This is a genomic window from Klebsiella sp. C349492 (assembly GCF_042055345.1).
GTDB classification, from domain to species: Bacteria; Pseudomonadota; Gammaproteobacteria; order Enterobacterales; family Enterobacteriaceae; genus Klebsiella; species Klebsiella scottii.
The window spans coordinates 1-25046 of record NZ_JANQCE010000006.1; the positions used below are offsets into that span (position 1 = coordinate 1).

Consider the following 25046-nt stretch of genomic DNA (forward strand, 5'->3'; position numbering starts at 1 on the left):
ATTAAACTTCGTAATGAATTACGTATGTTCACTCAGAGACTTGGTATTCATTTTTCGTCCGAGGACGTTAAGAATCCATGTCACTTTGAGTGCCCACACAGATTGTCTGATAAATTGTTAAAGAGCAATGGCGACGCGCTTTAGCGCTCTGTCGCGAGGTCCCGTATATTACGTTTTCCTCATTCAGAGTCAAGCGTTTATTTTGCTTTTCTCCGTCGGCTTTCGCGGCTGATATTCAGCGTTTAAGCCTGCTGACCCGGCGGCGTGTTGGCCGTTGTTCCGTGTCAGTGGAGGCGCATTATAGGCGGTAATTCTGAGGTGACAAGTATAAATTCAAAAAAATGATGCGTTCGATTACTTTTCACACAAAACCACGCTCGGACTTTAATTCTTGCCTGGTTTTTAAACAAAAACGAGCCCATTGGGCCCGTTTTTGTCGTTTTGTGATTTACTGCACTGCCACAATCCGATCATCTTTCACCACCAGTTGCACTTCTTTACCGGGAATAAGTTCACCGGAAAGGATTTGCTGCGCCAGCGGGTTTTCGATCTGCTGCTGGATGGCTCTTTTTAACGGCCGCGCGCCATACACCGGATCGTAACCGTTCGCACTCAGCAGCTTCAGCGCCTCATCGGACATGCGCACTTCATAGCCGCGCTCTTCCAGACGCTTGTACAGACGCTGCAGCTGGATCTGAGCAATAGAGGCAATGTGTTTTTCACCCAGCGGGTGGAATACCACGACCTCATCTATACGGTTGATGAATTCCGGACGGAAGCTTTGGCTGACAACGCCCATAATCACATCTTTCATATGACTATAATCCAGCTCACCAAACCGTTCCTGAATCAGGTCGGAGCCAAGGTTAGAGGTCATAATGACGACCGTATTACGGAAATCGACCGTTCTCCCCTGCCCGTCCGTCAAACGCCCGTCATCCAGCACCTGCAGCAGAATGTTGAACACATCAGGATGCGCTTTTTCGACCTCATCCAGCAAAATCACCGAATAAGGACGACGGCGCACGGCTTCCGTCAGATAGCCGCCCTCTTCATAACCGACGTATCCTGGAGGCGCACCCACCAGCCGCGAGACGGAGTGTTTCTCCATAAACTCGGACATATCGATACGCACCATCGCGTCATCGCTATCGAACATAAAATTCGCCAGCGTTTTACACAGCTCGGTTTTACCGACACCGGTCGGCCCAAGGAACAGGAACGAGCCGATAGGACGGTTAGGGTCGGACAAGCCGGCACGGCTACGGCGAATCGCGTTCGATACCGCTTCAACCGCCTCGTTCTGACCAATCACCCGGCTATGCAGCTCCTGCTCCATACGCAGCAGTTTTTCACGCTCGCCTTCCATCATTCGCGCTACCGGAATACCGGTCCAGCGCGCCAGCACTTCCGCAATTTCCGCATCCGTCACTTTATTACGCAACAGACGCATCGTTTTACCTTCAGACTGCGTAGCCGCTGCCAGCTGTTTTTCCAGCTCCGGGATTTTGCCGTACTGCAGTTCAGACATCCGGGCCAGGTCGCCGACGCGTCGCGCCTGCTCGATGGCAATTTTTGCCTGTTCCAGCTCAGCTTTAATCGTCTGGGTTCCGGAGAGCGACGCTTTTTCCGCCTTCCACTCTTCTTCTAATACGGAATACTGACGCTCTTTATCCGCCAGCTCTTCATTCAGCATATCCAGACGCTTCAGGCTTGCCTCGTCGGCTTCTTTCTTCAGCGCCTGCTGCTCCAGCTTGAGCTGAATAATACGTCTGTCGAGTCGGTCGAGCTCTTCCGGCTTCGAGTCAATCTGCATACGAATACTTGAAGCGGCTTCATCAATCAGGTCAATCGCTTTGTCCGGCAGCTGTCGGTCGGCAATGTAGCGATGCGACAAGGTTGCGGCCGCGACGATAGCCGGATCGGTGATCTGCACATGGTGATGCAGCTCATAGCGCTCTTTTAAGCCGCGCAGAATCGCAATGGTGTCTTCCACCGAAGGTTCGGCCACGAAGACTTTCTGGAAGCGCCGCTCCAGGGCTGCATCTTTTTCAATATATTGCCGATACTCATCAAGAGTGGTCGCGCCGACGCAGTGCAGTTCACCGCGCGCCAGCGCGGGCTTCAGCATATTGCCTGCATCCATCGCGCCGTCCGCTTTCCCCGCCCCGACCATAGTGTGCAGCTCATCGATAAACAGAATGACGTTGCCTTCCTGCTTCGAGAGATCGTTCAGCACGCCTTTCAGACGCTCTTCAAACTCGCCGCGATACTTGGCTCCAGCCACCAGCGCGCCCATATCCAGCGCCAGTACCCGGCGGCCTTTTAGCCCTTCCGGCACTTCGCCATTGACGATGCGCTGCGCCAGACCTTCAACAATGGCCGTTTTACCGACGCCAGGCTCACCGATAAGCACCGGGTTATTTTTAGTTCGCCGCTGCAGTACCTGAATAGTACGGCGAATCTCTTCATCACGACCAATGACCGGATCCAGCTTGCCCTGTTCAGCACGCTCGGTCAGATCGACTGTAAATTTTTTCAATGCCTGACGTTGGTCTTCGGCACCCTGATCGTTCACGCTTTCACCTCCACGCATTTGTTCAATCGCCTGAGTCACATTGGCGGTTGTTGCACCGGCGGATTTCAAAAGATCGGTTAGCGTACCGCGTGATTCAAGCGCCGCCAGAACGAACAGTTCCGACGAAATAAAGTTGTCCTTCCGCTTTTGCGCCAGCTTGTCGCAAAGGTTCAGAATACGCACCAAATCCTGGGACGGCTGCACGTCGCCGCCGGTGCCTTCCACCTGTGGTAAACGGCTCAAGGCCTGAGTAATACTGGTGCTTAACTCGCCGGCGTTAATGCCCGCAGAAGTTAATAAAGGACGTACCGATCCCCCTTCCTGATTAAGCAAGGCGCTCATTAGATGAAGAGGTTCGATGAATTGGTTGTCGTGCCCTAACGCGAGCGACTGGGCATCGGCAAGAGCAAGCTGGAATTTATTGGTAAGACGGTCCAGACGCATAACTCCTCCCATAACAGGTCAAATTTGCTACTGGAGATTAAATGAGGTCATCCCTCAATTATTCAAGGTTAAAGACCTGAACTATGCGAAAAATAAGTCTGCCTTCCGGACCGTCTTGATACACCAGGTTATATCAGCCAGATAAAACTAGCCATACGACCCGTCGTCCTGTCGCGACGATAAGAGAAAAAATCATCCTTTTCGCTTAGCGTGCAGCGATCGCCGCCGAAGATTTGCTCCACGCCGACGTTAGCCAGGCGCTGGCGAGCCAGCTGATAGATATTGGCAAAGTATTTCTCACCAGCCGGACGAAAAGCGCTGTCGGCCTTCGCGTCTTTGCTCATAAAGGCTTCACGAACTTCCGCGCCGACTTCAAAAGCGTCGGGGCCGATAGCCGGACCGAGCCACGCCAGGATATTCTCCGGCTTATCAGCGAAGCAGGCGACCGTTTCCTCCAGCACGCCGTCGCATAATCCGCGCCAGCCAGCGTGAGCCGCCGCCACTTCGGTACCGGCACGGTTGCAAAAAAGCACCGGCAGGCAGTCAGCGGTCATCACGGCGCAAACGGTGCCCGGCGTATTACAGTATGACGCATCCGCGCGTTTTGACGCATACGGCCCGCCGTCGAGTTTCAGCACCGCAGTACCGTGAACCTGTTCGAGCCACACCGGATACGCGGGGAGCCCGCCTGCGGCAAACATCCGCCGGCGGTTTTCCTCAACGTCCGGCAGATTGTCTCCGCAATGGGCGCCCAGATTGAGCGAGCCATACGGAGGCAGGCTCACGCCGCCAACGCGCGTGGAGCTACAGGCCGCCACGCTTTCCGGCATTGGCCACTGCGGTACAATCAGTTTAGTCATAGCCAGTCAATACGATCCTTATGCTCTTCATAATCGGCGCGCATGGCATCGATCAGCTCAACCATATCCTGAGGGATCGGCGCATGCCATTCCATCTCAATACCGCTAACCGGGTGATACAGACGCAGCATGGTGGCGTGCAGAGCCTGACGATCGAACTGGCGCAGTGCGGTAATGAACTCCTCTGACGCCCCTTTCGGCGGACGTGGACGGCCGCCGTATACCTGATCGCCGACCAGCGGATGGGTGATATGCGCCATGTGTACGCGGATCTGGTGAGTACGACCGGTTTCCAGACGCAGGCGCAGGCGCGTATGAATACGGAAATGCTCCATAATGCGGTAATGCGTTACCGCCGGTTTACCCATCGGGTGCACCGCCATATGCGTACGCTTGGTCGGGTGACGACTAATCGGTTCTTCTACCGTACCGCCAGACGTCATGTGACCAATCGCTACCGCTTCGTATTCGCGGGTAATTTCGCGCAGCTGCAGTGATTCCACCAGACGCGTTTGCGCCGGGATAGTTTTCGCCACAACCATCAGGCCGGTGGTGTCCTTATCCAGTCTGTGGACAATGCCCGCACGCGGAACATCGGCAATCGCCGGATAGTAGTGCAGCAGCGCATTCAGCACAGTACCGTCAGGATTGCCCGCTCCTGGATGGACGACCAGGCCGCGCGGTTTATTGATCACGAGGATGTCGTCATCCTCGTAGACGATATTGAGCGGAATATCCTGCGGTTCGAAGCGCACATCTTCTTCGATTTCAACATCGATAGAGACGCTTTCTCCCCCTAAAACTTTTTCTTTCGGCTTGTCGCTGACAGTGCCGTTTACCAGCACTCGCTGGTCAAGGATCCATTCTTTTATGCGCGAACGCGAATAATCCGGGAACATTTCGGCCAAAGCCTGATCTAAGCGTTGCCCGAGTTGATTTTCGGACACCGTTGCGGTGAGTTGTACTCGTTGTGCCATATACAGCTTCTTCGTTTAACGTTGGGTTTTACGGCTTTGCCGTATAATATAGTGTGCTATTGTAGCTGGTCTTAATCGGGAGCAGGAACAGAGATTCTCCCGCATAAACATTTTGAGGAAGTCAAAACGTCATGACGCGCATGAAATACCTGGTGGCAGCTGCCACACTGAGCCTGGCTTTGGTGGGTTGCTCCGGCTCAAAGGAAGAGGTGCCTGATAATCCGCCGAATGAAATCTACGCGACTGCCCAGCAAAAACTGCAGGACGGTAACTGGAAACAGGCGATAACGCAACTGGAAGCGTTGGATAATCGCTATCCGTTCGGCCCTTATTCCCAACAGGTACAGCTGGACCTGATTTATGCGTACTACAAAAATGCCGATCTGCCGTTAGCTCAGGCGGCCATCGACCGCTTTGTTCGTCTGAACCCGACCCATCCTAACATTGATTACGTCATTTATATGCGTGGTCTGACAAATATGGCTCTGGATGATAGTGCGCTGCAAGGATTCTTCGGTGTCGATCGCTCCGATCGCGACCCCCAGCACGCACGCGATGCCTTCAATGACTTCTCGAAGCTGGTGCGCGGCTATCCGAACAGCCAGTATTCGACCGACGCCTACAAACGTATGGTGTTCCTGAAGGATCGTCTGGCGAAGTACGAACTGTCGGTGGTTGATTACTATACCGACCGCGGCGCGTGGGTTGCCGTCGTAAACCGCGTTGATGGCATGCTGCGCAGCTATCCTGATGCGCAGGCTACCCGCGATGCATTGCCGAAAATGGAAAACGCCTATCGCCAGATGCAAATGAATGCGCAGGCAGATAAGGTGGCCAAAATTATCGCGGCTAACAGTAAAAATACCTGATCGCTTTTGATGTAAGCAAAACGGCAGCTCCAGGGCTGCCGTTTTTTTATTCATCTGACTTATAAGCTGAAGCGTTTTAGCGTCAGGTCATCCCATCAAATATGACTCTCTTTCCGCGGTTCGACAAGTAAAATCTCCCCCGTTCCTGCCCTGCCTCACAAATTGCATTTGTTGACAAAAAGTGACATTAAAATGTGATTTAAATCACGCATTTTGACATTGGGCGAGGTATGCTGAGTTCACCAAGACGGGAAAGACAAGAGGTAAAATTTATGACAATGAACATTACCAGTAAACAAATGGAAATTACTCCGGCTATTCGCCAGCATGTCGCAGACCGTCTCGCCAAATTGGATAAATGGCAAACCCACTTAATCAACCCGCACATCATTCTCTCCAAGGAGCCGCAAGGTTTTGTCGCTGACGCAACCATCAATACGCCAAATGGTCATCTGGTTGCCAGCGCGAGAAGTGAAGATATGTACGCCGCGATCAACGAATTAATCAACAAGCTGGAACGGCAGCTGAACAAAGTGCAACACAAAGGGGAAGCCCGCCGCGCCGCAACATCGGTGAAAGAGGCAGGCTTTGTGGAAGAAGAAGAGTAATCCTGAACTTTACTGTCCTTAACTTAATATTGTGTAACGCCACGCGCCTTCGGGCGCGTTTTTTATTGACAGGATGAAAACAGTCCGGGTACTGTAATCCCAGCCGATTAAAGGAATTTATCTTGAAACTACTGCCGTTCTTCTTCGCATTCTTTTTTACCTTCCCCTAACCGGGAGGCAATTCGTCGTGTGATAAAGAATGCGAAGACGAACTACAAGGCCTCCCACCAGGGAGGCCTTTTTTATTTATGCCCGCTATTTTTCAGGTTGCACGCGCGCCGTCGGTAGCTCGAACGATTTAGGGTATCTACACCAATAACAAGAAAGGCAACACATATGACCGAGGAAAACCCATTACTGGCCCTGCGCGATAAGATAAGCGCCCTGGATGAAAAGCTGCTCGCGCTGCTGGCAGAACGCCGTGGGCTGGCTGTCGAAGTCGGGAAGGCAAAGCTGGCGTCGCATCGCCCGGTACGCGATATCGACCGTGAGCGTGACCTGCTGGACCGCCTGATGACGCTGGGTAAAGCCCACCATCTGGATGCGCACTACATCACCCGGCTGTTCCAGCTGATCATCGAGGATTCCGTTCTCACCCAGCAAACCCTGCTGCAGCAGCATCTGAATAAGATCAACCCACATTCAGCACGCGTGGCTTTTCTGGGGCCAAAAGGGTCATACTCTCACCTTGCCGCACGACAATACGCGGCCCGCCATTTTGAACAGTTCATCGAAAGCGGCTGCGCCAGGTTTGCCGATATCTTCAACCAGGTTGAGACCGGTCAGGCTGACTACGCGGTAGTGCCAATCGAAAATACCAGCTCTGGCGGGATCAACGACGTCTACGATCTGCTGCAGCACACCAGTCTGTCGATCGTTGGCGAACTAACGATCCCTATCGATCACTGCGTTCTGGTTGCCGCCTCTACCGATCCGCAGCAAATTACCACCGTCTACAGCCATCCGCAGCCGTTCCAGCAGTGTAGCCAGTATCTAAGCCGCTACCCGCACTGGAAAATCGAATATACCGAAAGTACCTCGGCGGCGATGGAGAAGGTCGCGCAGGCCAAATCGCCAACCATCGCGGCGCTGGGCAGCGAAGCCGGCGGTGCGCTGTACGGACTGCAGGTGCTTGAACACTGCGAGGCAAACCAAACGCAAAATATCACCCGCTTCCTGGTACTGGCGCGCAAAGCGGTGAATGTTTCCGATCAGGTTCCGGCAAAAACCACCCTGCTCATTGCGACCGGCCAGCAGGCGGGTGCGCTGGTCGAAGCGCTGCTGGTACTGCGCAACCACAACCTGATCATGACCAAGCTGGAGTCGCGCCCAATCTACGGCAATCCGTGGGAAGAGATGTTTTATCTGGATATCCAGGCGAACCTGGAATCAATCCCCATGCGCAAGGCGCTCAAGGAGCTGGCGGAGATCACCCGGTCAATGAAAGTTCTGGGCTGCTATCCTGGCGAAAACGTGGTTCCCGTTGAGCCAATCTAACGCTCGATAAAGGCCCGCTTCTTCATCCCTGCCACCGCAACCGGCAGGGTGAAGATAGCCCCGGAGAGCGGGTATTTCTCAACTTCATCCGCAGCCATATTTTCCCGGGTAGTGGTGATAAACAGCGTACGCATATCCGCACCGCCAAAACAGACCATCGTCGGGCAGCGTACCGGCAGACGATACTCGGCCAGCTGTTCACCGGTTGGCGAGAAGCGCGCTATACGCCAGCCGTCAAACATCGCGCTCCAGTAGCACCCTTCCACATCGATAGCCGCGCCGTCAGGAATGCCTTCCCCCGGCTGAAAGCGACGGAAAACCTCGCGCGTGCCCGGCTCGCCCTGATTATCCAGCGGCGTACGGTAGATAACGGCGTTCGGCGTATCCGAGGTATACATCCAGCGCCGATCCTCGCTAAAGGCCAGGCCGTTAGCGCCGTGGATATCGCACTGGATGACCCGCGGGGTAAGATCGCTATCGATACGCACCAGCAGCGCACCGTTATAATCTCCCGGCGCCCAGAAGGTTCCGGCGTAAAAGCGTCCGTCGCGATCCGTCCCGCCGTCATTAAAACGAGCCAACTGCGGGTTGCTTGGGTTATCGCAGATTTTACGCCGCAGCAGGCCGTGCGCATCGGTTAACCAGATAGCGCTACGCAGCGCCACGATAAAGCCGCCCTTCTCGCGCAGAGCAAAGCAGCCGACCTCTTCAGGAAATTGCAGGACCTGATGCTCCCCGCTGCGGACGTCGTAGCGGTGAATTTCGCACTCCATAATATCGGCCCAGTACAAGGCTTGCTCAGCGTCGTTCCAGGTCGGGCATTCCGGCAGGTGTCCGGCGTAATCAAACAGCGGTTGCGGTTCAGCCATCGTTTTCATCCCTATAAAAAAAGCCAGCGGGTTGCCCCTCTGGCTTTGATTATATACGGTTTTCAGCTACTGCCGATTATCATTCGCCTGGCGGAGCAGCGTGCGGCTTTCGCTCTGGAAGCGCTGGGCATAATCGCCAAACCAGTGCTCAACTTTGCGGAAGCTCTCGATAAACGCCTGTTTATCCCCCTGCTCCAGCAGGCCAATCGCCTCACCAAAACGCTGGTAGTAGCGCTTAATCAGCGCCAGGTTACTCTCCGACGACATAATAATGTCGGCGTAAAGCTGCGGATCCTGGGCAAACAGCCGACCCACCATCGCCAGCTCAAGCCGGTAGATCGGTGATGACAGCGCCAGCAGCTGCTCCAGGCGAACGTTCTCCTCCGCCAGGTGCAGGCCGTAGGCAAAGGTCGCAAAGTGGCGCAGAGCCTGAATAAACGCCATATTCTGATCGTGCTCGACGGCGCTGATACGGTGCAGACGAGCGCCCCAAACCTGAATTTGCTCAAGGAACCACTGATAGGCTTCCGGCTGACGGCCGTCGCAGTAGACTACCACCTGCTTAGCGAGGCTGCCGCTGTCCGGGCCGAACATCGGATGCAGGCCCAGCACCGGGCCATTATGCGCCGCCAGCATCGCCTGCAGCGGTTCCGCTTTAACTGACGCCAGGTCAACCAAAATGCAGTCTGCCGGCAGCGAAGGAAGCCGGGCAATCGTTTCAACCGTTGCGTGAATGGGTACGCTGACGATCACCATCCCGGCGTCGGCGACAATCTCCGTCGCCCGCGGCCAGTCTTCTTTCTCCAGAATACGTACCTGGTAGCCAGAAAGCGTCAGCATTTTCTCGAACAGGCGCCCCATCTGCCCGCCGCCGCCGACAATCACCACCGGGCGCAGGTTCGGGCAGAGCGTTTTAAAGCCTTTGTCGTTTTCGCTGGAATAGGACTCGCGCATCACTCGGCGCAGCACGTCTTCAATCAGATCCGGCGGCACGCCAAGCGCGGCCGCCTCTTCGCGACGGGAGGCCAGCATCGCCGCCTCCCGTTCCGGGACGTAAATAGGCAGGCCGTATTTGCTCTTGACCTCGCCAACTTCCGCCACCAGCTCCAGGCGCCTGGCCAGCAGGCCCAGCAGCGCCTTATCAACTTCATCAATTTGATCGCGCAACGCGGTCAGTTCAGCAACCATACAATCCTCTTACGCCAGACGAGCCGCCAGATGGCCGCGCAGATCCTTATCAAGTTCGCGGAGCAACGCATCGGTGGTTTCCCAACTGATGCAAGCATCGGTGACGGATACGCCGTATTTCATATCACAACGCGGCTGCTCAGAGGACTGGTTACCTTCGTGGATATTACTCTCAATCATCAGACCAATAATGGAACGGTTGCCATCCTTGATCTGCGCGACGACGGATTCTGCCACCGCTGGCTGACGGCGGTAGTCTTTATTGGAATTACCATGACTGCAATCTACCATCAGCGACGGTTTCAGTCCCGCCTGAGTCATCTCTTTTTCGCATTGCTCAACATCTTCCGGGCCGTAGTTTGGCGCTTTACCGCCGCGCAGAATGACGTGACCATCCGGGTTGCCCTGGGTTTGCAGCAGGCAGACCTGACCCGCCTGGTTAATCCCAACAAAGCGGTGCGGCATCGCTGCGGCACGCATGGCGTTAATCGCCGTCGCCAGGCTACCGTCGGTACCATTTTTAAAGCCGACCGGCATCGACAGGCCGGATGCCATTTCGCGGTGCGTCTGGGATTCGGTGGTACGTGCGCCGATCGCGGACCAGCTGAACAGATCGCCAAGGTACTGCGGGCTGTTTGGGTCCAGCGCTTCGGTCGCCAGCGGCAGCCCCATATTTACCAGCTCAACCAGCAGTCGACGCGCAATCTTCAGACCGCCTTCAACATCAAACGAGCCATCCATGTGCGGATCGTTAATCAGCCCTTTCCAACCGACGGTGGTACGGGGTTTTTCAAAATAGACGCGCATTACCAGGTAGAGGCTATCGCTGACCTCAGCGGCAAGTGCTTTAAAACGATGAGCGTACTCAATTGCCGCTTCCGGATCGTGAATTGAGCAAGGACCGCAGACGACCAGCAGACGCGGATCGCGGCCGGCAATGATCTCAGAAATTGTCTGGCGAGACTGCGCGATTTGCGCTTCCTGCTCGATATTCAGGGGAAACTCAGCTTTCAGCTGGTCCGGGGTCAGTAAAACCTGTTCATCGGTAATATGTACGTTATTCAGCGCGTCTTTTTGCATGATTGCGATCCTGTGTAGCTCGTTTGCGATAGTGTTTTCCTCACAGAGGAGGACGTAACGATACCACACAAAGTAAATATTTCAATCCATATTCCGTAAATTTTACGTTACACTAGCAAAATAAATGGCCTTTAACCCACCACTAATCGTAAAGTTAAATTAACACCACCCACATTAGCCGCCAAAAAATTATCCACCGGGCCGCCTTTTCTTTACGAAAAATCCTGGCCAAAATTAACGCATTGCACGGGCGACGGCTAATGACGGTTTTCACCAACAATGCTATCCTTCGGCCAGGCATCAGCGCACTGCAATTCACGTACTATGACGAACCAGACGGATCCGTTAATGAAACAGTTGCACCGTCTTTTTTTGATTTCTTTGTTATTCATCGTGAGCTATCCCGCTTTTGCCGCCGGGCAGTCGACAAATGTGCGAGCCATTGTTTCGGGGATCGTGACGTATACCCGCTGGCCAGAACTATCCGCCCCGCCCAGACTGTGTATTTTCTCTACGTCACGCTATACCCACAGCCTGACCCAGCAATCGCCTGAGGCTTTACCCTACCAGCCGGTGGTTGTTCACAGTACAGAAGAAGCGTTGAATACGGTTTGTGATGGTTTTTATTTTGGCAGCGAATCGCCGTTACAGCAGTCCGAATTCACCTCTAAATACCGGCCAAGGCCCCTATTACTTATTGCGGAACAGAATACCGATTGCGCTATTGGCAGTGCTTTTTGCCTGATCATCAATGACGACAGGGTCAAATTCTCCGTTAATCTTGATGTCCTGACGCACAGCGGTGTGCGGGTCAATCCAGATGTACTGATGCTTGCCCGGAAAAACGCACATGAATAAGGATTATCCTCAGGGCCCGCGCCCCACCTTCAAAAGAGCGTTACGCCGTATCAGCATGATAAGCGTAATCATATCGATGACTCTGGTCTGGCTGCTGCTCAGCACCGCCTCCGTATTCACGCTGAAACAATACGCGCAGAAGAATCTGGAGCTGACTGCCGCGACGATGAGCCGCAGTCTTGAAGCAGCGCTGGTGTTTGGCGATAGCGCGGCGGCAGAAGATACGCTGGCGACGCTGGGGAAGCAGGGACAGTTTTCCGAAGCGCTGGTGCTTGATAGCCAGAAAAAGCATTTTGCCCTCTGGCATAACCACGATCTGGTAAGCCAGGAAAAACTCAGCGGCCTTATCAGCAGGTGGCTTTTCCCACTGCCGACCACGCAGCCCATCTGGCATGAAGGGAAAATTATCGGCGAGCTTCGCCTGACGGCGCTGGACCGGTTGATAAGCCACTTCCTCGGCATTTCGATTATCGTCCTGACCAGCAGCATCCTGCTGGCGTCCTTTATCGCCCTGCTGCTGACCCACTCTCTGCACCGCGGCATCGTCACCGCGCTGCAGAGCATTACCGAAGTGGTGCACGATATCCGGGAAAACCGTCACTTCTCGCGTCGCGTTCCCGAAGAGCACATTGAAGAGTTTCATCTTTTCGCCCAGGACTTTAATAGCCTGCTCGGCGAGATGGAGGACTGGCAGCGGCAGCTACAGGCCAAAAACGCCCAGCTCCTGCGCAGCTCTCTGCACGATCCGCTGACCGGGCTTGCCAACCGCGCGGCGTTTCGCAACGTCATCAACAAACTCATGAACGACGACGTTACCCACCGTAGCTCCGCGCTCCTGTTCCTTGATGGCGACAACTTCAAGCTCATCAACGATAACTGGGGGCACGCGACGGGCGATAAGGTCTTAATCGAAGTAGCCAGCCGGCTGATGACGTTTGCCGGCACCGAGCATCAGGCGTGGCGACTAGGCGGCGACGAATTTGCGATTCTGCTGCGCAACGTTCACACAGAGGCCGAAGTCCAGGCGCAGTGCGCTTTACTCTCGGCACAGTTTCTCCAGCCGTTCAATCTGCACAACGGCCATACCGCTACCCTGTCGCTCAGTATTGGTTACGCGCTGGCGTGGGAGCATACTTCTGCCGAAAATCTGCAAGAGTTTGCCGATCAAAATATGTATCGGATGAAAAATCAACGTTTGCAGCAAGTACAAAAATAAAAGGAATCATCATGCTCAGGAAATATTTTGCTCCCGCCCTGCTGGCCGCGGTTTTTCTCACCGGCTGTCAGGCTCCGCAAGGAAAATTCTCTCAGCAGCAGGTTGCGGCGATGAAATCCTATGGCTTTACGGAAAGTAACGGCGACTGGTCCCTCGGCCTATCTGACTCCATCCTGTTTGATAAAAACGACTACCACCTGCGCGCTGATAGCCGGCAGCAAATTCACAGCATGGCTTCCCGCCTCGCCTCAACCGGGATTATGCACAGTCGTTTAGATGGTCATACGGATAACTATGGCGAAGATGGCTACAACGAGATGCTGTCGCTGAAACGAGCAAACAGCGTCGCGGACGCCTGGGCGGAAGGCGCCGGCATCCCGCGCGGCAATTTAACGACCCGCGGACTGGGCAAAAAATATCCTATTGTCAGTAACGATACGGCAAAAGGACGTGCCGAAAACCGCCGGGTTACGGTTGTTATCAGCACGCCTTAGTTCCCTTAGTCTACTGAACTGGCGAGCGTCACGGCCGTGGCCGCACGCCAGCGCAGATAGTCAACGGTAATACACAGCAGCAGGCTGGCGCCCATCAGCGGCAGCCCCAGCCCCAGCAGGACGGCAGCCACCAGCGTAAGCGTACGGGCCGGCCATGCCAGATTAAGCCATGCCTGCACCAGCGTACTTGCCGGGTTAAACGCCGCCTTCGGCGGACGGCGAATCCACCATAAGCGATACCCAACGACAATCATCACGCACAGCGCCGAGCCAAAGGCGATCAGCAGCAGCTGATTAGCCAGGCCAAAGAGGATCCCCATGTGGAAATCAACGCCCCAGCGGGTGAGTTTCGCCATCAGCGGGAAATCGGCAAAGCGCGTACGGTCAACAACCTGCATTCGTTCGCCATCAATCGCCACCGCGTCAACCTGGGTCGGCCAGCTTCGGTCTATTTCGTTCACCGTCCAGGCGAACTCCGCCCCCTTCGGTGGACGAATCTCAAGCTTGCTGGCATCGAGACCTGCGCTACGCGCGAGCGTCAGCACCCGGTCAAACTGCTCGCCCTTCAGAGGCGGCATAGTTTCGGGCATCGCCATATTCCCCATATGATGCTCAGCATGGGCATCATGAGCCATCGGCAGCGTGGCATGCAGGCGGGCGTTGACCTGCGGCGTCAGCCAGCCGAAAGCGGCGCGCATCTTATCGACATTATCCCCGGCCCACTGCGACCAGGTTAAGCCGGTCGCGGAGAACAGCAGCATTCCCGCCAGCAGCACCCAGCCGAGAGAAGCATGCAGCCGGCGCGTATTTTGCTGGCGGTTATTGATACGCCGCCGGGGCCGGGTCATTGCCCACAGCGCAATGCCCCCCAGCGCGGCAACCCACATCCAGGACGCCGCCAGCTCGCTATACAGCCGGCCGATATTACCTGCCAGCAGCGACCTGTGCGCGTAATCAATCCACTGGCGCAGGGGCAAAATACCGCTGGTGCCATAGACCGTCATATCGCCTTTAACCCGTAAGGTCACCGGATCGATAAACAGCGCCCGGGATTCAGATTCTCCCAGCTGCGGGTCGGCGAACATCACCCGCGTCGTCTCGCCGTCGGCAATGGCCGGTCGCACCGCCTGCAGGCGAAGACTCCCCTGAGTCAGCCCCTCCGCGACCGCTATTTGGGCGCTCAGCGGCTGCTTCTCGCCACCGGCTGTCGCGCTCAGCGCGTCGTGATACAGCCAGTTCTCCAGCTGCGGCGTGGCGACATACAGCGTACCGGTTAGCGCAGCCACGAAGATAAACGGCCCGATAAACAGACCAATATAAAAATGAAGACGTCGCAGCAGGTTCAGCCATGCCGCGCGCGAGGTGCAGGTTGTCATACTTTTCCTTTCCGAAAGCAAAAAGAGAACGTTGCGCGGTGCGCACATTATTTTTTATCAACAGGAAACAGCAGACTGGCGCGGCGGCGCGCGGGTATCGGGATAGAGCCAGGGGAAGTAGTGCCAATGCTTCTGCACCGGGCGAGCCGTAAAGATACGCAGCCGACGCAGGATGAACGTGATAAGCAGCGCCAGCGCCAGCAGCAGGCCCGGCACGTGGGCTAACAGCACGCAGTAGCCGCAGGCCTCGGCGTGGTCAGCCGGCATGGTATGCGAAGGCGCAGACGCCTGTGGAGCAGAATGGGACATCGTCATGGCGTGAGACGTTTCCGCCATCATCATCGCGTGGTGCATCCCGGGCATCGCGCCCATCGGATCTTTTTGCAATGAGATAGAGATCAGCGGCGCGACGACGATCAGCAGGATCGAAAACAGCGCCAGCCACGCGGCCCGCCGTTGATGTGCTGACTGTCGATAAATATTGCCGGCCACCGCCCCTCCATCGTGAGGGCGATATTGTAAATGATTTACATCAAGATAGTTAAAACAAAGATAAAAAAAGGGCCAGCCTATCAGGCCAGCCCTTTTTATCAGGATGTCGCGAAAGCGAATCTTAGTTAAGACGCTCTTTGATACGAGCAGACTTACCGGTACGCTCACGCAGATAGTACAGTTTAGCTTTACGTACAGCACCACGACGTTTAACAGCAATGCTGTCAACTACCGGAGAGTGAGTCTGGAAGACACGCTCAACGCCTTCGCCGTTGGAAATTTTGCGAACAGTGAATGCAGAGTGCAGACCGCGGTTACGAATAGCGATAACCACGCCCTCGAATGCCTGCAGACGTTTTTTGGAACCTTCAACAACCCATACTTTCACTTCCACGGTATCACCCGGACGGAAGGAAGGTACGTCCTGCTTCATCTGTTCTTGTTCAATTTGCTTAATAATGTTGCTCATAATTTAATCTCTTATCCTGGGTAAACTGATATCGGGGGCTTACGCCATCCCATCATGTTTATGCTGCTGTTTTGCGTGTTCAGTTTTGAACTGCGCCAGCAACTTTGCTTGCTCTTCAGTCAGAGCCAGGTTTTCCAAAAGTTCAGGTCTTCTAAGCCAGGTGCGGCCCAGCGACTGTTTCAAACGCCAGCGACGTATCTCAGCATGGTTTCCCGACAGCAATACCGGCGGTACTTCCATCTCTTCTAACACTTCAGGGCGGGTATAGTGCGGGCAGTCCAGCAAACCGTCGGCAAAGGAATCTTCCGTTGCCGAAGCTTCATGACCCAGAACCCCCGGAATGAACCGGGAAACGGAATCAATCAGCGTCATTGCTGGTAACTCACCACCGCTGAGAACGTAATCGCCGATTGACCATTCTTCATCAATTTCGGTCTGAATTACGCGCTCGTCTATCCCTTCGTAGCGACCGCACACCAAAATCAGCTTCTGATTTGTTGCCAGTTCGCTGACGCCCGCTTGATCAAGCTTGCGTCCCTGAGGCGACAGATATATCACCTTAGCGCCTTCACCTGCCGCGGCTTTTGCTGTATGGATGGCGTCCCGCAAGGGTTGCACCATCATTAACATCCCCGGTCCGCCGCCGTAAGGACGATCGTCCACGGTACGGTGCCGGTCATGCGCGAAGTCACGAGGACTCCAGCTCTGGATGCTCAGCAGGCCATTTTTTACTGCCCGGCCAGTTACCCCGTAATCGGTAATTGCGCGGAACATTTCAGGAAACAGGCTAATTATGCCAATCCACATAGCGCCGTCTTTTACCGTTTATCCGGAGAATTTAAAAACCAGGATCCCAATCTACTTCGATTGTACGAGTAGCGAGATCGACTTTCTTGATAACCTGCCCATCGAGGAACGGAACCAGCCGCTCCTTGATGCCAAACGCATCTTTCAGGTTTGCCTTGATGACGAGAACGTCATTTGACCCGGTTTCCATCATATCGATGACTTTACCCAGGCCATAGCCTTCAGTGGTGACTACCTGGCAGCCCATCAGGTCTTTCCAGTAATAGTCGCCCTCTCCCAGCTTCGGCAGCTGCGAAGAATCCACGATAATTTCGCAATTAGTCAGCAGATTCGCAGCATCGCGATCGTCAATACCCTTCAGCTTGATGACGATATCCTGATTATGGTGGCGCCAGCTTTCCAGCTCAACGGCCTGCCACTGACCCGCCTTCTGGATTAACCAGGGCTGATAGTCAAAAATGCTTTCGGCGTCTTCGGTGGAGGAAAACACTCTGAGCCAACCACGGATACCGTAGGAAGAACCCATTTTGCCCAATACGATCGGATCAACAGGTGCTTGTGCGGTGTGTTGCTTGCTCATCATGACCACCGTGACAGATTAAGCTGCTTTGTTCGCTGCTTTGATCAGCGTAGCTACGCGATCGGAAACGGTAGCGCCCTGGCCAACCCAGTGAGCGATACGATCCAGATCCAGACGAGTTTCTTCTTCTTTCGCGGAAGCGATCGGGTTGAAGAAACCAACGCGCTCGATGAAGCGACCGTTGCGTGCATTACGGCTGTCGGTGACAACAACCTGGTAGAACGGACGCTTTTTAGCGCCGTGACGAGCTAAACGAATAGTTACCATAACATCCTCTTGTGTGAATAGAACACCCGGGCCCCATCGAGGAACGGGGCCCGGGTGTCATATTAAAAGCCCGAAAATTTTACTCATTTTTGGGGAAATTGCAATCAGCAGTTGATAAGTCTGCTATAAAAGGCCGTCGGCGGTGCGGTCAGTTCGGTGCCGACGTGCGCGCAGCCACCGGAACGTACACGTAGTACGTGAGGATGGCGAGCACACCCCGGTGCCGAAATGGCAAACAAGCCAGGCCGATTAGCGACCAGGGAAGCCCGGCGGCATCATCCCTTTCATGCCGCGCATCATCTTCATCATGCCGCCTTTCGACTTCATCTTCTTCATCATGCGCTGCATATCGTCGAACTGCTTGAGAAGACGGTTAACGTCCTGCACCTGCAGCCCGCAGCCCGCGGCGATGCGGCGCTTGCGCGAACCTTTGATGATCTCAGGCTTGGCGCGCTCTTTCAGCGTCATCGAGTTGATGATGGCTTCCATCCGCACCAGCACTTTATCGTCCATCTGCGACTTAACGTTGTCCGGGATCTGCCCCATGCCCGGCAGCTTGCCCATCAGGCTAGCCATGCCGCCCATGTTCTTCATCTGGCGCAGCTGCTCGAGGAAGTCGGTGAGGTCAAAGCCGTCGCCCTTCTTCAGCTTGGAGGCCAGCTTTTCAGCCTGCGCGCGGTCAACCTTGCTCTCGATATCTTCGATCAGCGACAGCACGTCGCCCATGCCGAGGATACGGGAGGCAATACGATCCGGGTGGAACGGTTCAAGGGCTTCGGTTTTTTCGCCGACGCCGAGGAATTTAATCGGTTTACCGGTGATATGACGAATCGACAGCGCCGCGCCGCCGCGGGCGTCGCCGTCCACTTTGGTCAGCACAACGCCGGTCAGCGGCAGCGCTTCGTTAAACGCTTTCGCCGTGTTCGCCGCATCCTGGCCGGTCATCGCATCGACGACAAACAGGGTCTCTACCGGGTTAAGGGCAGCGTGAACCTGCTTGATTTCGTCCATCATCGCTTCGTCGACGTGCAGACGGCCGGCGGTATCCACCAGCAGCACGTCGTAAAACTTCAGCTTCGCTTCTTTCAGCGCGGCATTAACGATATCGATCGGTTTCTGGCCGACGTCGGACGGGAAGAAATCAACGCTCACCTGCTCGGCCAGCGTTTCCAGCTGTTTAATCGCCGCCGGGCGATAAACGTCCGCGGAGACAACCAGCACCTTCTTCTTGTGCTTCTCGCGCAGGAATTTACCCAGCTTCGCGACGCTGGTGGTTTTACCCGCACCCTGCAGGCCCGCCATCAGCACAACGGCCGGCGGCTGAGCGGCTAAATCCAGAGCCTGGTTCTCTTCGCCCATCGCCGCAACCAGCTCGTTGCGCACAATCTTGACGAATTCCTGGCCCGGGGTCAGGCTTTTGTTAACTTCATGACCCACCGCGCTCTCTTTTACGCGGCTGATGAAATCACGCACGACGGGCAGAGCAACGTCCGCCTCCAGCAGCGCCATGCGCACTTCGCGCAGGGTTTCTTTAATGTTGTCTTCGGTAAGGCGTCCGCGGCCGCTGATGTTGCGCAGCGAACGCGACAAACGATCGGTTAAATTATCAAACATTGTCTCTCGCCTGAGGTGGAAACTGTCGGTCGCCGCAGCGACACCACAAATACAAATTTGCGGCAGTATAACACGACATGTACCGGGATGTGATGCAACGGTTGGAGCAGACGTCGCGTAACGCTATACTGCTTCTCTTTCTTGTTTAGTCAACAGTCGACGCCCATATGCCTGTTTTTGCTCTACTCTCGCTTGTCGCCTATTCCGTCAGCCTGGCGCTGATCGTCCCCGGCCTGCTGCAAAAGAACAGCAGCTGGCGGCGGATGGCGATACTTTCCGCAACTATTGCGTTGATTTGTCATGCTTTTGCGCTGGAGTCACGCATTTTCCCCGGCGGCGGTAGCGGGCAAAATCTCAGCTTACTCAACGTCGGCTCGCTGGTCAGCCTGATGATCTGTACGGTGATGACCATCGTCGCCTCACGCAACCGAGGCTGGCTGCTGCTGCCCATCGTCTACGCTTTTGCGCTGATTAATCTGGCCTTCGCCACCTTCGTTCCAAACGAATACATCACGCACCTGGAAACAACCCCGGGCATGCTGGTGCACATTGGCCTGTCGCTCTTCTCTTACGCAACGCTGATCATTGCCGCCCTGTATGCCCTGCAGCTGGCCTGGATTGACTACCAGCTGAAAAACAAAAAGCTGGCTTTTAGTCACGAAATGCCGCCGCTGATGAGCATTGAGCGTAAAATGTTTCATATCACCCAGGTCGGCGTGGTGCTGCTGACGCTGACGCTGTGCACCGGGCTGTTCTACATGCACAACCTGTTTAGTACGGAAAATATTGATAAAGCCGTGCTGTCGATCGTGGCGTGGTTCGTTTATATCGTTCTGCTATGGGGACACTACCATGAAGGCTGGCGCGGTCGCCGGGTCGTCTGGTTTAACGTCACCGGCGCAGGGCTACTGACGCTGGCTTATTTTGGCAGCCGCGTCCTTCAGCAGTTTATTAGCTAAATCCAGACTACGAGCAACCACACCGGGCAGCATTACGACAGGTCATCTGAACGCCGGCAGCGCTGAGCAACCGCCGCGTACTCTGAGTACGCGAAGGTTCCGGGCTCTGCCGGATCGGGCCGGTAATCGCCCGGTGGGACAGGCTTTAAGGAGTCCCTCCTGGAACACATTTCTACCACCACGCTAATCGTGACCTTGATTATCATGGTGATCATTTCAGCCTATTTCTCCGGCTCTGAGACCGGCATGATGACGCTAAACCGCTACCGTCTGCGCCATATGGCGAAGCAGGGCAATCGTCAGGCCAGGCGCGTCGAAAAGCTGCTGCGCAAACCCGATCGCCTAATCAGCCTGGTGCTGATCGGCAACAACCTGGTCAATATCCTCGCCTCTGCTCTGGGGACTATCGTGGGTATGCGCCTGTACGGCGATGCCGGGGTGGCGATCGCCACCGGCGTTCTGACCTTCGTGGTGCTGGTATTTGCCGAGGTCCTACCCAAAACTATCGCCGCGCTGTATCCGGAGAAAGTCGCCTACCCGAGCAGCTTCTTACTGGCGCCGCTGCAGGTGCTGATGATGCCGCTGGTGTGGCTGCTGAACACCATCACCCGCCTTCTGATGCGAATGATGGGCATCAAAACCGATATCATTATCAGCGGAGCGCTGAGCAAAGATGAGCTGCGCACCATCGTAAATGAATCGCGCACGCAAATCTCCCGCCGCAATCAGGACATGCTGCTCTCGGTGCTGGACCTCGAGAAGGTCAGCGTGGACGATATTATGGTTCCACGTAATGAGATCATCGGTATCGATATTAACGATGACTGGAAATCCATCGTCCGCCAGCTCACCCACTCGCCGCACGGCCGCATTGTGCTCTACCGCGGTTCGCTGGATGACTCCATCAGCATGCTGCGCGTCAGGGAAGCCTATCGCCTGATGACCGAGAAAAAAGAGTTCACCAAAGAGGTGATGCTCCGCGCCGCGGACGAGATTTACTTCGTGCCGGAAGGCACGCCGCTGAGCACGCAGCTGGTGAAGTTCCAGCGCAATAAGAAGAAGGTGGGACTGGTGGTCGATGAGTATGGCGATATCCAGGGCCTGGTGACGGTTGAAGATATTCTGGAAGAGATTGTCGGCGACTTCACCACCTCGATGTCGCCCACCCTGGCGGAGGAAGTGACCCCGCTAAACGACGGCTCGGTGATTATTGACGGCAGCGCCAACGTTCGCGAAATCAATAAGGCGTTTAACTGGCATCTGCCGGAAGACGAAGCCCGAACGATTAACGGCATTATTCTCGAAGCGCTGGAAGAGATCCCGGCTCCCGGCACCCGCGTGCGCATCGAGCAGTACGACATCGATATTCTCGACGTTCAGGACAATATGATTAAGCAGGTGAAGGTGATGCCGGTGAAACCTATTCGTGAAAGCGCGGCGGAATAATCGCCCGCCCGATGGAGCGGTGAAACTCGGTTCGCCGTTTTTTGCTGCCGAACTGGCGGCAAAGCAGATAAGCAGAGAGTAAAAAAACGGCCACCCGCAGGCGGCCGTTTTCAAGCGAATTACTTCGCCTTCGCCACGGTCACCATCGCTGCGCGAATAGTACGACCGTTCAGGGTGTAGCCTTTTTGCATTACGCCCAGCACGTTGCCCGCCGCCACGTCTTCAGACTCAACCATCGCGATAGCCTGATGAACGTTAGGATCCAGCGGCACGTTGGTATCGGCAATCACTTCCACGCCGAATTTATGGACAACGTCCAGCATCGACTTCAGCGTCAGCTCAATACCTTCAACCATTGAAGCCATGTCCGGGTTGGCTTTATCGGCCACTTCCAGCGCGCGGTCCAGGCTATCGATCACCGGCAGCAGTTCGTTTACGAACTTCTCCAGAGCGAATTTATGCGCCTTTTCCACGTCGAGCTCGGTGCGACGACGCAGGTTTTCCATTTCCGCTTTTACGCGCAGGACACCTTCGCGTTCACGAGTCTGGGCTTCAACCAACTGCGCTTCCAGATTCGCAATTTTTTCATCGCGCGGATCCACCTGGTCAGCAGAAACCTCAGGCTCAACCGCCTCAACGTTCTCGTGCTGTTCCGTGATAATTTCTTCCGGGGCTTGCCCGTCAGGCGTTTTCTGTTCTTTACTACTCATGAATTTCTCCGCGTTTTTTTCGCATTCATCTCGCTAACTTCGCTTATTATGGGGATCAGTTTCCGGGTTTCAAGGGAAGCAGTCAGATTGTCATCATTCATTTAACGCAAGGACATCCAGAACATGAAGAACCATTTCAAGTGTATAGGCATTGTGGGGCACCCTCGTCACCCGACCGCGCTGACCACACATGAAATGCTCTGGCGCTGGCTGTGCAGTAAAGGCTACGAAGTTCTGGTCGAACAACAGATCGCCCATGAGCTACAGCTTAGCAACGTCAAAACGGGAACGCTGGCGGAAATTGGCCAACAGGCGGATCTGGCGGTCGTCGTTGGCGGTGATGGCAACATGCTCGGCGCCGCGCGCACCCTGGCGCGGTATGATATTCAGGTCATCGGCATCAACCGCGGCAATCTCGGTTTTCTGACCGACCTCGACCCGGATAACGCGCTGCAGCAGCTTGCCGACGTGCTTGAAGGCCACTATATCGCCGAAAAACGCTTTCTTCTGGAAGCCCAGGTATGCCAGCAGGATTGTCAGAAACGCATTAGCACGGCAATTAACGAAGTGGTTCTGCATCCGGGCAAGGTCGCGCACATGATCGAGTTCGAGGTCTATATCGACGAGGTTTTTGCCTTCTCCCAGCGCTCCGACGGCCTGATTATCTCCACCCCGACGGGCTCAACAGCCTACTCGCTGTCCGCCGGAGGCCCCATTCTGACGCCTTCGCTCGATGCCATCACCCTGGTGCCGATGTTCCCGCATACGCTCTCGGCCCGCCCGCTGGTCATTAACGGCGACAGCACCATTCGCCTGCGCTTTTCCCAGCGCTGCAGCGACCTTGAGATCAGCTGCGACAGCCAGATAGCCCTGCCGATTCAGGACGGTGAAGATGTCTTAATCCATCGCTGCGACTACCACCTGAATCTTATTCACCCGAAAGATTACAGCTATTTCAATACATTGAGCACCAAGCTCGGATGGTCGAAAAAATTATTCTGATTTTATAAGCTGCCTCTTTACTGGATAAAAAACCAGTCTATACTGTACGAAAACACAGTAATGGTTTTTCATACAGGAAGGCAGCTATGTTGGCGCAACTCACCATCAGTAATTTTGCTATCGTTCGTGAACTGGAGATCGATTTTCACAGCGGCATGACCGCCATCACCGGGGAAACCGGTGCGGGGAAATCGATAGCCATCGATGCGCTTGGGCTGTGCCTTGGCGGCAGAGCGGAAGCTGATATGGTGCGAAGAGGCGCCAGCCGCGCAGACCTGTGCGCGCGCTTCGCGTTAAAAGATACGCCCGCGGCGCAGCGCTGGCTGGAAGAGAACCAGCTGGAAAGCGGACGTGAGTGTTTACTTCGCCGCGTCATCAGCACCGACGGCCGTTCGCGCGGCTTCATTAACGGTACCGCCGTTCCCCTCTCCCAGCTTCGCGAGCTCGGTCAGTTGCTTATCCAGATCCACGGCCAGCACGCGCACCAGCTGCTAACCAAGCCAGAACATCAAAAAACGCTGCTCGATGGTTATACCAGTGAGTATGCGCTTACTCAGCTCATGGCCGGGCATTATCGCCAGTGGCACCAGAGCTGCCGCGAGCTGGCGCAGCATCAGCAGCAGAGCCAGGAACGCGCCGCTCGCGCCGACCTGCTGCAGTATCAGCTAAAAGAGCTAAACGAGTTCTGCCCGCAGCAGGGTGAATTCGAACAAATCGACGAAGAGTACAGGCGTCTTGCCAACAGCGGCCAGCTGCTGAGCACCTGTCAGCATGCGCTGACGGTGATGGCGGACGGCGAAGAGGCGAACCTGCAAAGCCAGCTCTACGCCGCTAAGCAGCTGGTGGGCGAGCTGGTCGGCATGGACAGCAAGCTATCCAGCGTGCTGGATATGCTGGAAGAAGCGTCAATTCAGCTAAGCGAGGCAACCGACGAGCTGCGCCATTATAACGACCGTCTGGATCTCGACCCAAACCGCCTGTTCGAACTGGAGCAGCGTATCTCGCGGCAGATTTCCCTTGCCCGCAAGCATCAAATTACGCCGGAAGAGCTGCCTGCGTTCTATCAGGCGCTGTTAGAAGAACAGCGCCTGCTGGACGACAGCGCAGGCTCGCTGGAGTCGCTCAGCCAGACGGTGGTTGAACATCACCAGCTGGCGCTGGAAACGGCCCGGCAGCTGCACGCCGCGCGGCAGCGCAGCGCCGATGAGCTGACCCGGCTGATCACTGAGAGTATGCACTCACTTTCCATGCCTCACGGGGTGTTTGCCATCGACATCGTCTTTGATGAGCGTCATCTGACTGCCGAAGGCGCGGATCGCATCGAGTTTCGCGTGACCACCAACCCCGGCCAGCCGCTGCAACCTATTGCTAAAGTGGCCTCCGGCGGCGAGCTATCCCGTATTGCGCTGGCGATTCAGGTCATTACCGCACGGAAGATGGAAACGCCGGCCCTGATTTTCGATGAAGTCGATGTCGGCATCAGCGGCCCGACGGCCGCCGTGGTCGGCAAGCTGCTACGCCAGCTGGGGGAATCGACCCAGGTAATGTGCGTCACCCACCTGCCGCAGGTAGCTGGCTGCGGTCATCACCACTTCATCGTCTGCAAAGAGACCGATGGTGAGATGACCGAAACCCACATGCATCCGCTGGATAAACGCGCGCGTCTGCAGGAGCTGGCCCGCCTGCTGGGCGGTAGCGAAGTCACGCGCAACACGCTGGCGAACGCGAAAGAGTTGCTCGCGGCGTAAACTTTTTGATTTCCGCAGAGTCATAGTGAACAGCAAAT

Annotated in this window: 25 protein-coding genes and 1 other annotated feature; of the genes, 11 read left to right on the top strand and 14 right to left on the bottom strand. The window is 55.4% G+C overall.

Features of this window, described 5'->3' with window-relative positions; translation table 11 throughout:
• Positions 1-448 precede the first annotated feature (448 nt).
• The 3 genes from clpB to rluD form a co-directional block, all read right to left on the bottom strand.
• The gene (clpB, locus tag NWP14_RS19980) at positions 449-3022 is read right to left on the bottom strand and encodes an ATP-dependent chaperone ClpB (protein WP_095105646.1); all 2574 of its coding nucleotides are present in this window, start codon (positions 3020-3022) and stop codon (positions 449-451) included.
• Positions 3023-3150: 128 nt separating this feature from the next.
• Positions 3151-3882 (bottom strand): purine nucleoside phosphorylase YfiH, encoded by a 732-nt coding sequence (yfiH, locus tag NWP14_RS19985; RefSeq protein WP_375215859.1) that lies wholly within the window; start codon positions 3880-3882, stop codon positions 3151-3153.
• Positions 3879-4859 (bottom strand): 23S rRNA pseudouridine(1911/1915/1917) synthase RluD, encoded by a 981-nt coding sequence (rluD, locus tag NWP14_RS19990; RefSeq protein WP_095105650.1) that lies wholly within the window; start codon positions 4857-4859, stop codon positions 3879-3881. The genes yfiH and rluD overlap by 4 nt, the downstream gene beginning before the upstream one ends.
• A 131-nt stretch (positions 4860-4990) precedes the next feature.
• Between rluD and bamD the strand changes: the two genes are divergently transcribed.
• The 4 genes from bamD to pheA all read left to right on the top strand — a co-directional run bounded on the left by bamD (position 4991) and on the right by pheA (position 7833).
• Entirely contained in the window at positions 4991-5728 is a 738-nt protein-coding gene (gene bamD / locus NWP14_RS19995) for an outer membrane protein assembly factor BamD (RefSeq protein WP_095105652.1), read from the top strand.
• Between the two features lie 272 nt (positions 5729-6000).
• Positions 6001-6336, top strand: coding sequence for a ribosome-associated translation inhibitor RaiA (raiA, locus tag NWP14_RS20000; RefSeq protein WP_045855684.1), 336 nt, complete (start codon positions 6001-6003; stop codon positions 6334-6336).
• Positions 6337-6457: 121 nt separating this feature from the next.
• Positions 6458-6582, top strand: a sequence feature (Phe leader region).
• Positions 6459-6506 (top strand): pheA operon leader peptide PheL, encoded by a 48-nt coding sequence (gene pheL, locus NWP14_RS20005; protein WP_121497579.1) that lies wholly within the window; start codon positions 6459-6461, stop codon positions 6504-6506. (Overlaps the previous feature by 48 nt.)
• A 90-nt stretch (positions 6583-6672) precedes the next feature.
• On the top strand, positions 6673-7833 hold the full coding sequence (gene pheA / locus NWP14_RS20010; protein WP_095105654.1) for a bifunctional chorismate mutase/prephenate dehydratase: 1161 nt from the start codon (positions 6673-6675) through the stop codon (positions 7831-7833).
• On the opposite strand, the gene NWP14_RS20015 is transcribed toward pheA, so the two are convergent.
• From NWP14_RS20015 to aroF, 3 genes are all read right to left on the bottom strand, one after another.
• Positions 7830-8702 (bottom strand): SMP-30/gluconolactonase/LRE family protein, encoded by an 873-nt coding sequence (locus NWP14_RS20015; protein WP_095105686.1) that lies wholly within the window; start codon positions 8700-8702, stop codon positions 7830-7832. The genes pheA and NWP14_RS20015 overlap by 4 nt on opposite strands.
• 66 nt (positions 8703-8768) lie before the next feature.
• Entirely contained in the window at positions 8769-9890 is a 1122-nt protein-coding gene (gene tyrA, locus NWP14_RS20020; protein ID WP_375215860.1) for a bifunctional chorismate mutase/prephenate dehydrogenase, read from the bottom strand.
• A 9-nt stretch (positions 9891-9899) separates the two neighbouring features.
• Positions 9900-10970: a 3-deoxy-7-phosphoheptulonate synthase AroF gene (gene aroF / locus NWP14_RS20025; RefSeq protein WP_095105658.1), complete on the bottom strand. Its 1071-nt coding sequence runs from the start codon at positions 10968-10970 to the stop codon at positions 9900-9902.
• Between the two features lie 348 nt (positions 10971-11318).
• Between aroF and NWP14_RS20030 the strand changes: the two genes are divergently transcribed.
• The 3 genes from NWP14_RS20030 to NWP14_RS20040 are packed head-to-tail and all read left to right on the top strand — an operon-like array spanning position 11319 to position 13538.
• Entirely contained in the window at positions 11319-11828 is a 510-nt protein-coding gene (locus tag NWP14_RS20030) for a YfiR family protein (protein WP_095105687.1), read from the top strand.
• Positions 11821-13044 carry a diguanylate cyclase DgcN gene (gene dgcN, locus NWP14_RS20035; RefSeq protein WP_095105660.1) on the top strand — a complete coding sequence of 408 codons (1224 nt, stop codon included), beginning with the start codon at positions 11821-11823 and terminating at the stop codon, positions 13042-13044. Before NWP14_RS20030 ends, dgcN begins: the two co-directional genes overlap by 8 nt.
• Before the next feature lie 11 nt (positions 13045-13055).
• Complete coding sequence (locus tag NWP14_RS20040; RefSeq protein WP_095105662.1) at positions 13056-13538, top strand: OmpA family protein; 483 nt, start codon at positions 13056-13058, stop codon at positions 13536-13538.
• Between the two features lie 5 nt (positions 13539-13543).
• On the opposite strand, the gene NWP14_RS20045 is transcribed toward NWP14_RS20040, so the two are convergent.
• The 7 genes from NWP14_RS20045 to ffh form a co-directional block, all read right to left on the bottom strand.
• The gene (locus NWP14_RS20045; RefSeq protein ID WP_095105664.1) at positions 13544-14914 is read right to left on the bottom strand and encodes a PepSY domain-containing protein; all 1371 of its coding nucleotides are present in this window, start codon (positions 14912-14914) and stop codon (positions 13544-13546) included.
• A gap of 57 nt (positions 14915-14971) precedes the next feature.
• Positions 14972-15406 carry a DUF2946 domain-containing protein gene (locus NWP14_RS20050; protein ID WP_375215861.1) on the bottom strand — a complete coding sequence of 145 codons (435 nt, stop codon included), beginning with the start codon at positions 15404-15406 and terminating at the stop codon, positions 14972-14974.
• Between the two features lie 121 nt (positions 15407-15527).
• Positions 15528-15875, bottom strand: coding sequence for a 50S ribosomal protein L19 (gene rplS / locus NWP14_RS20055; protein ID WP_006178051.1), 348 nt, complete (start codon positions 15873-15875; stop codon positions 15528-15530).
• 39 nt (positions 15876-15914) lie between these two features.
• Positions 15915-16682, bottom strand: a complete 768-nt coding sequence (gene trmD, locus NWP14_RS20060) for a tRNA (guanosine(37)-N1)-methyltransferase TrmD (protein ID WP_095105668.1) — start codon at positions 16680-16682, stop codon at positions 15915-15917.
• Between the two features lie 31 nt (positions 16683-16713).
• Positions 16714-17262, bottom strand: coding sequence for a ribosome maturation factor RimM (gene rimM / locus NWP14_RS20065; protein WP_095105670.1), 549 nt, complete (start codon positions 17260-17262; stop codon positions 16714-16716).
• 18 nt (positions 17263-17280) lie between these two features.
• Positions 17281-17529, bottom strand: a complete 249-nt coding sequence (rpsP, locus tag NWP14_RS20070) for a 30S ribosomal protein S16 (protein WP_041146791.1) — start codon at positions 17527-17529, stop codon at positions 17281-17283.
• A 249-nt stretch (positions 17530-17778) separates the two neighbouring features.
• Positions 17779-19143: a signal recognition particle protein gene (ffh, locus tag NWP14_RS20075; RefSeq protein ID WP_095105673.1), complete on the bottom strand. Its 1365-nt coding sequence runs from the start codon at positions 19141-19143 to the stop codon at positions 17779-17781.
• Positions 19144-19310: 167 nt separating this feature from the next.
• Here ffh and NWP14_RS20080 point away from each other — a divergent pair, with 167 nt between their 5' ends.
• Positions 19311-20102, top strand: coding sequence for an inner membrane protein YpjD (locus NWP14_RS20080; RefSeq protein ID WP_095105675.1), 792 nt, complete (start codon positions 19311-19313; stop codon positions 20100-20102).
• A gap of 159 nt (positions 20103-20261) precedes the next feature.
• A complete protein-coding gene (locus tag NWP14_RS20085; protein WP_095105677.1) occupies positions 20262-21548 on the top strand; it encodes an HlyC/CorC family transporter in 1287 nt (428 codons plus the stop codon).
• Between the two features lie 119 nt (positions 21549-21667).
• Here NWP14_RS20085 and grpE read toward each other — a convergent pair whose 3' ends face one another.
• Positions 21668-22258 (bottom strand): nucleotide exchange factor GrpE, encoded by a 591-nt coding sequence (gene grpE, locus NWP14_RS20090; RefSeq protein ID WP_095105679.1) that lies wholly within the window; start codon positions 22256-22258, stop codon positions 21668-21670.
• A 123-nt stretch (positions 22259-22381) separates the two neighbouring features.
• On the opposite strand from grpE, the gene nadK reads away from it, so the two are divergent.
• The gene (nadK, locus tag NWP14_RS20095; protein ID WP_041146796.1) at positions 22382-23260 is read left to right on the top strand and encodes an NAD(+) kinase; all 879 of its coding nucleotides are present in this window, start codon (positions 22382-22384) and stop codon (positions 23258-23260) included.
• Positions 23261-23346: 86 nt separating this feature from the next.
• Positions 23347-25008: a DNA repair protein RecN gene (gene recN / locus NWP14_RS20100; protein WP_375215862.1), complete on the top strand. Its 1662-nt coding sequence runs from the start codon at positions 23347-23349 to the stop codon at positions 25006-25008.
• Positions 25009-25046 lie beyond the last annotated feature (38 nt).

What these genes read in the sequence shown, in the direction of transcription:
- bamD (WP_095105652.1), top strand. Translation starts at nt 4,991, where the DNA reads ATGACGCGCATGAAATACCTGGTGGCAGCTGCCACACTGAGCCTGGCT.
- NWP14_RS20015 (WP_095105686.1), bottom strand. Translation starts at nt 8,702, where the DNA reads ATGGCTGAACCGCAACCGCTGTTTGATTACGCCGGACACCTGCCGGAA.
- rpsP (WP_041146791.1), bottom strand. Translation starts at nt 17,529, where the DNA reads ATGGTAACTATTCGTTTAGCTCGTCACGGCGCTAAAAAGCGTCCGTTC.
- recN (WP_375215862.1), top strand. Translation starts at nt 23,347, where the DNA reads ATGTTGGCGCAACTCACCATCAGTAATTTTGCTATCGTTCGTGAACTG.
- NWP14_RS20030 (WP_095105687.1), top strand. Translation starts at nt 11,319, where the DNA reads ATGAAACAGTTGCACCGTCTTTTTTTGATTTCTTTGTTATTCATCGTG.
- clpB (WP_095105646.1), bottom strand. Translation starts at nt 3,022, where the DNA reads ATGCGTCTGGACCGTCTTACCAATAAATTCCAGCTTGCTCTTGCCGAT.
- tyrA (WP_375215860.1), bottom strand. Translation starts at nt 9,890, where the DNA reads ATGGTTGCTGAACTGACCGCGTTGCGCGATCAAATTGATGAAGTTGAT.
- NWP14_RS20080 (WP_095105675.1), top strand. Translation starts at nt 19,311, where the DNA reads ATGCCTGTTTTTGCTCTACTCTCGCTTGTCGCCTATTCCGTCAGCCTG.
- raiA (WP_045855684.1), top strand. Translation starts at nt 6,001, where the DNA reads ATGACAATGAACATTACCAGTAAACAAATGGAAATTACTCCGGCTATT.
- aroF (WP_095105658.1), bottom strand. Translation starts at nt 10,970, where the DNA reads ATGCAAAAAGACGCGCTGAATAACGTACATATTACCGATGAACAGGTT.
- dgcN (WP_095105660.1), top strand. Translation starts at nt 11,821, where the DNA reads ATGAATAAGGATTATCCTCAGGGCCCGCGCCCCACCTTCAAAAGAGCG.
- nadK (WP_041146796.1), top strand. Translation starts at nt 22,382, where the DNA reads ATGAAGAACCATTTCAAGTGTATAGGCATTGTGGGGCACCCTCGTCAC.
- rplS (WP_006178051.1), bottom strand. Translation starts at nt 15,875, where the DNA reads ATGAGCAACATTATTAAGCAAATTGAACAAGAACAGATGAAGCAGGAC.
- trmD (WP_095105668.1), bottom strand. Translation starts at nt 16,682, where the DNA reads ATGTGGATTGGCATAATTAGCCTGTTTCCTGAAATGTTCCGCGCAATT.
- ffh (WP_095105673.1), bottom strand. Translation starts at nt 19,143, where the DNA reads ATGTTTGATAATTTAACCGATCGTTTGTCGCGTTCGCTGCGCAACATC.
- rluD (WP_095105650.1), bottom strand. Translation starts at nt 4,859, where the DNA reads ATGGCACAACGAGTACAACTCACCGCAACGGTGTCCGAAAATCAACTC.
- pheA (WP_095105654.1), top strand. Translation starts at nt 6,673, where the DNA reads ATGACCGAGGAAAACCCATTACTGGCCCTGCGCGATAAGATAAGCGCC.
- NWP14_RS20040 (WP_095105662.1), top strand. Translation starts at nt 13,056, where the DNA reads ATGCTCAGGAAATATTTTGCTCCCGCCCTGCTGGCCGCGGTTTTTCTC.
- NWP14_RS20045 (WP_095105664.1), bottom strand. Translation starts at nt 14,914, where the DNA reads ATGACAACCTGCACCTCGCGCGCGGCATGGCTGAACCTGCTGCGACGT.
- rimM (WP_095105670.1), bottom strand. Translation starts at nt 17,262, where the DNA reads ATGAGCAAGCAACACACCGCACAAGCACCTGTTGATCCGATCGTATTG.
- yfiH (WP_375215859.1), bottom strand. Translation starts at nt 3,882, where the DNA reads ATGACTAAACTGATTGTACCGCAGTGGCCAATGCCGGAAAGCGTGGCG.
- grpE (WP_095105679.1), bottom strand. Translation starts at nt 22,258, where the DNA reads ATGAGTAGTAAAGAACAGAAAACGCCTGACGGGCAAGCCCCGGAAGAA.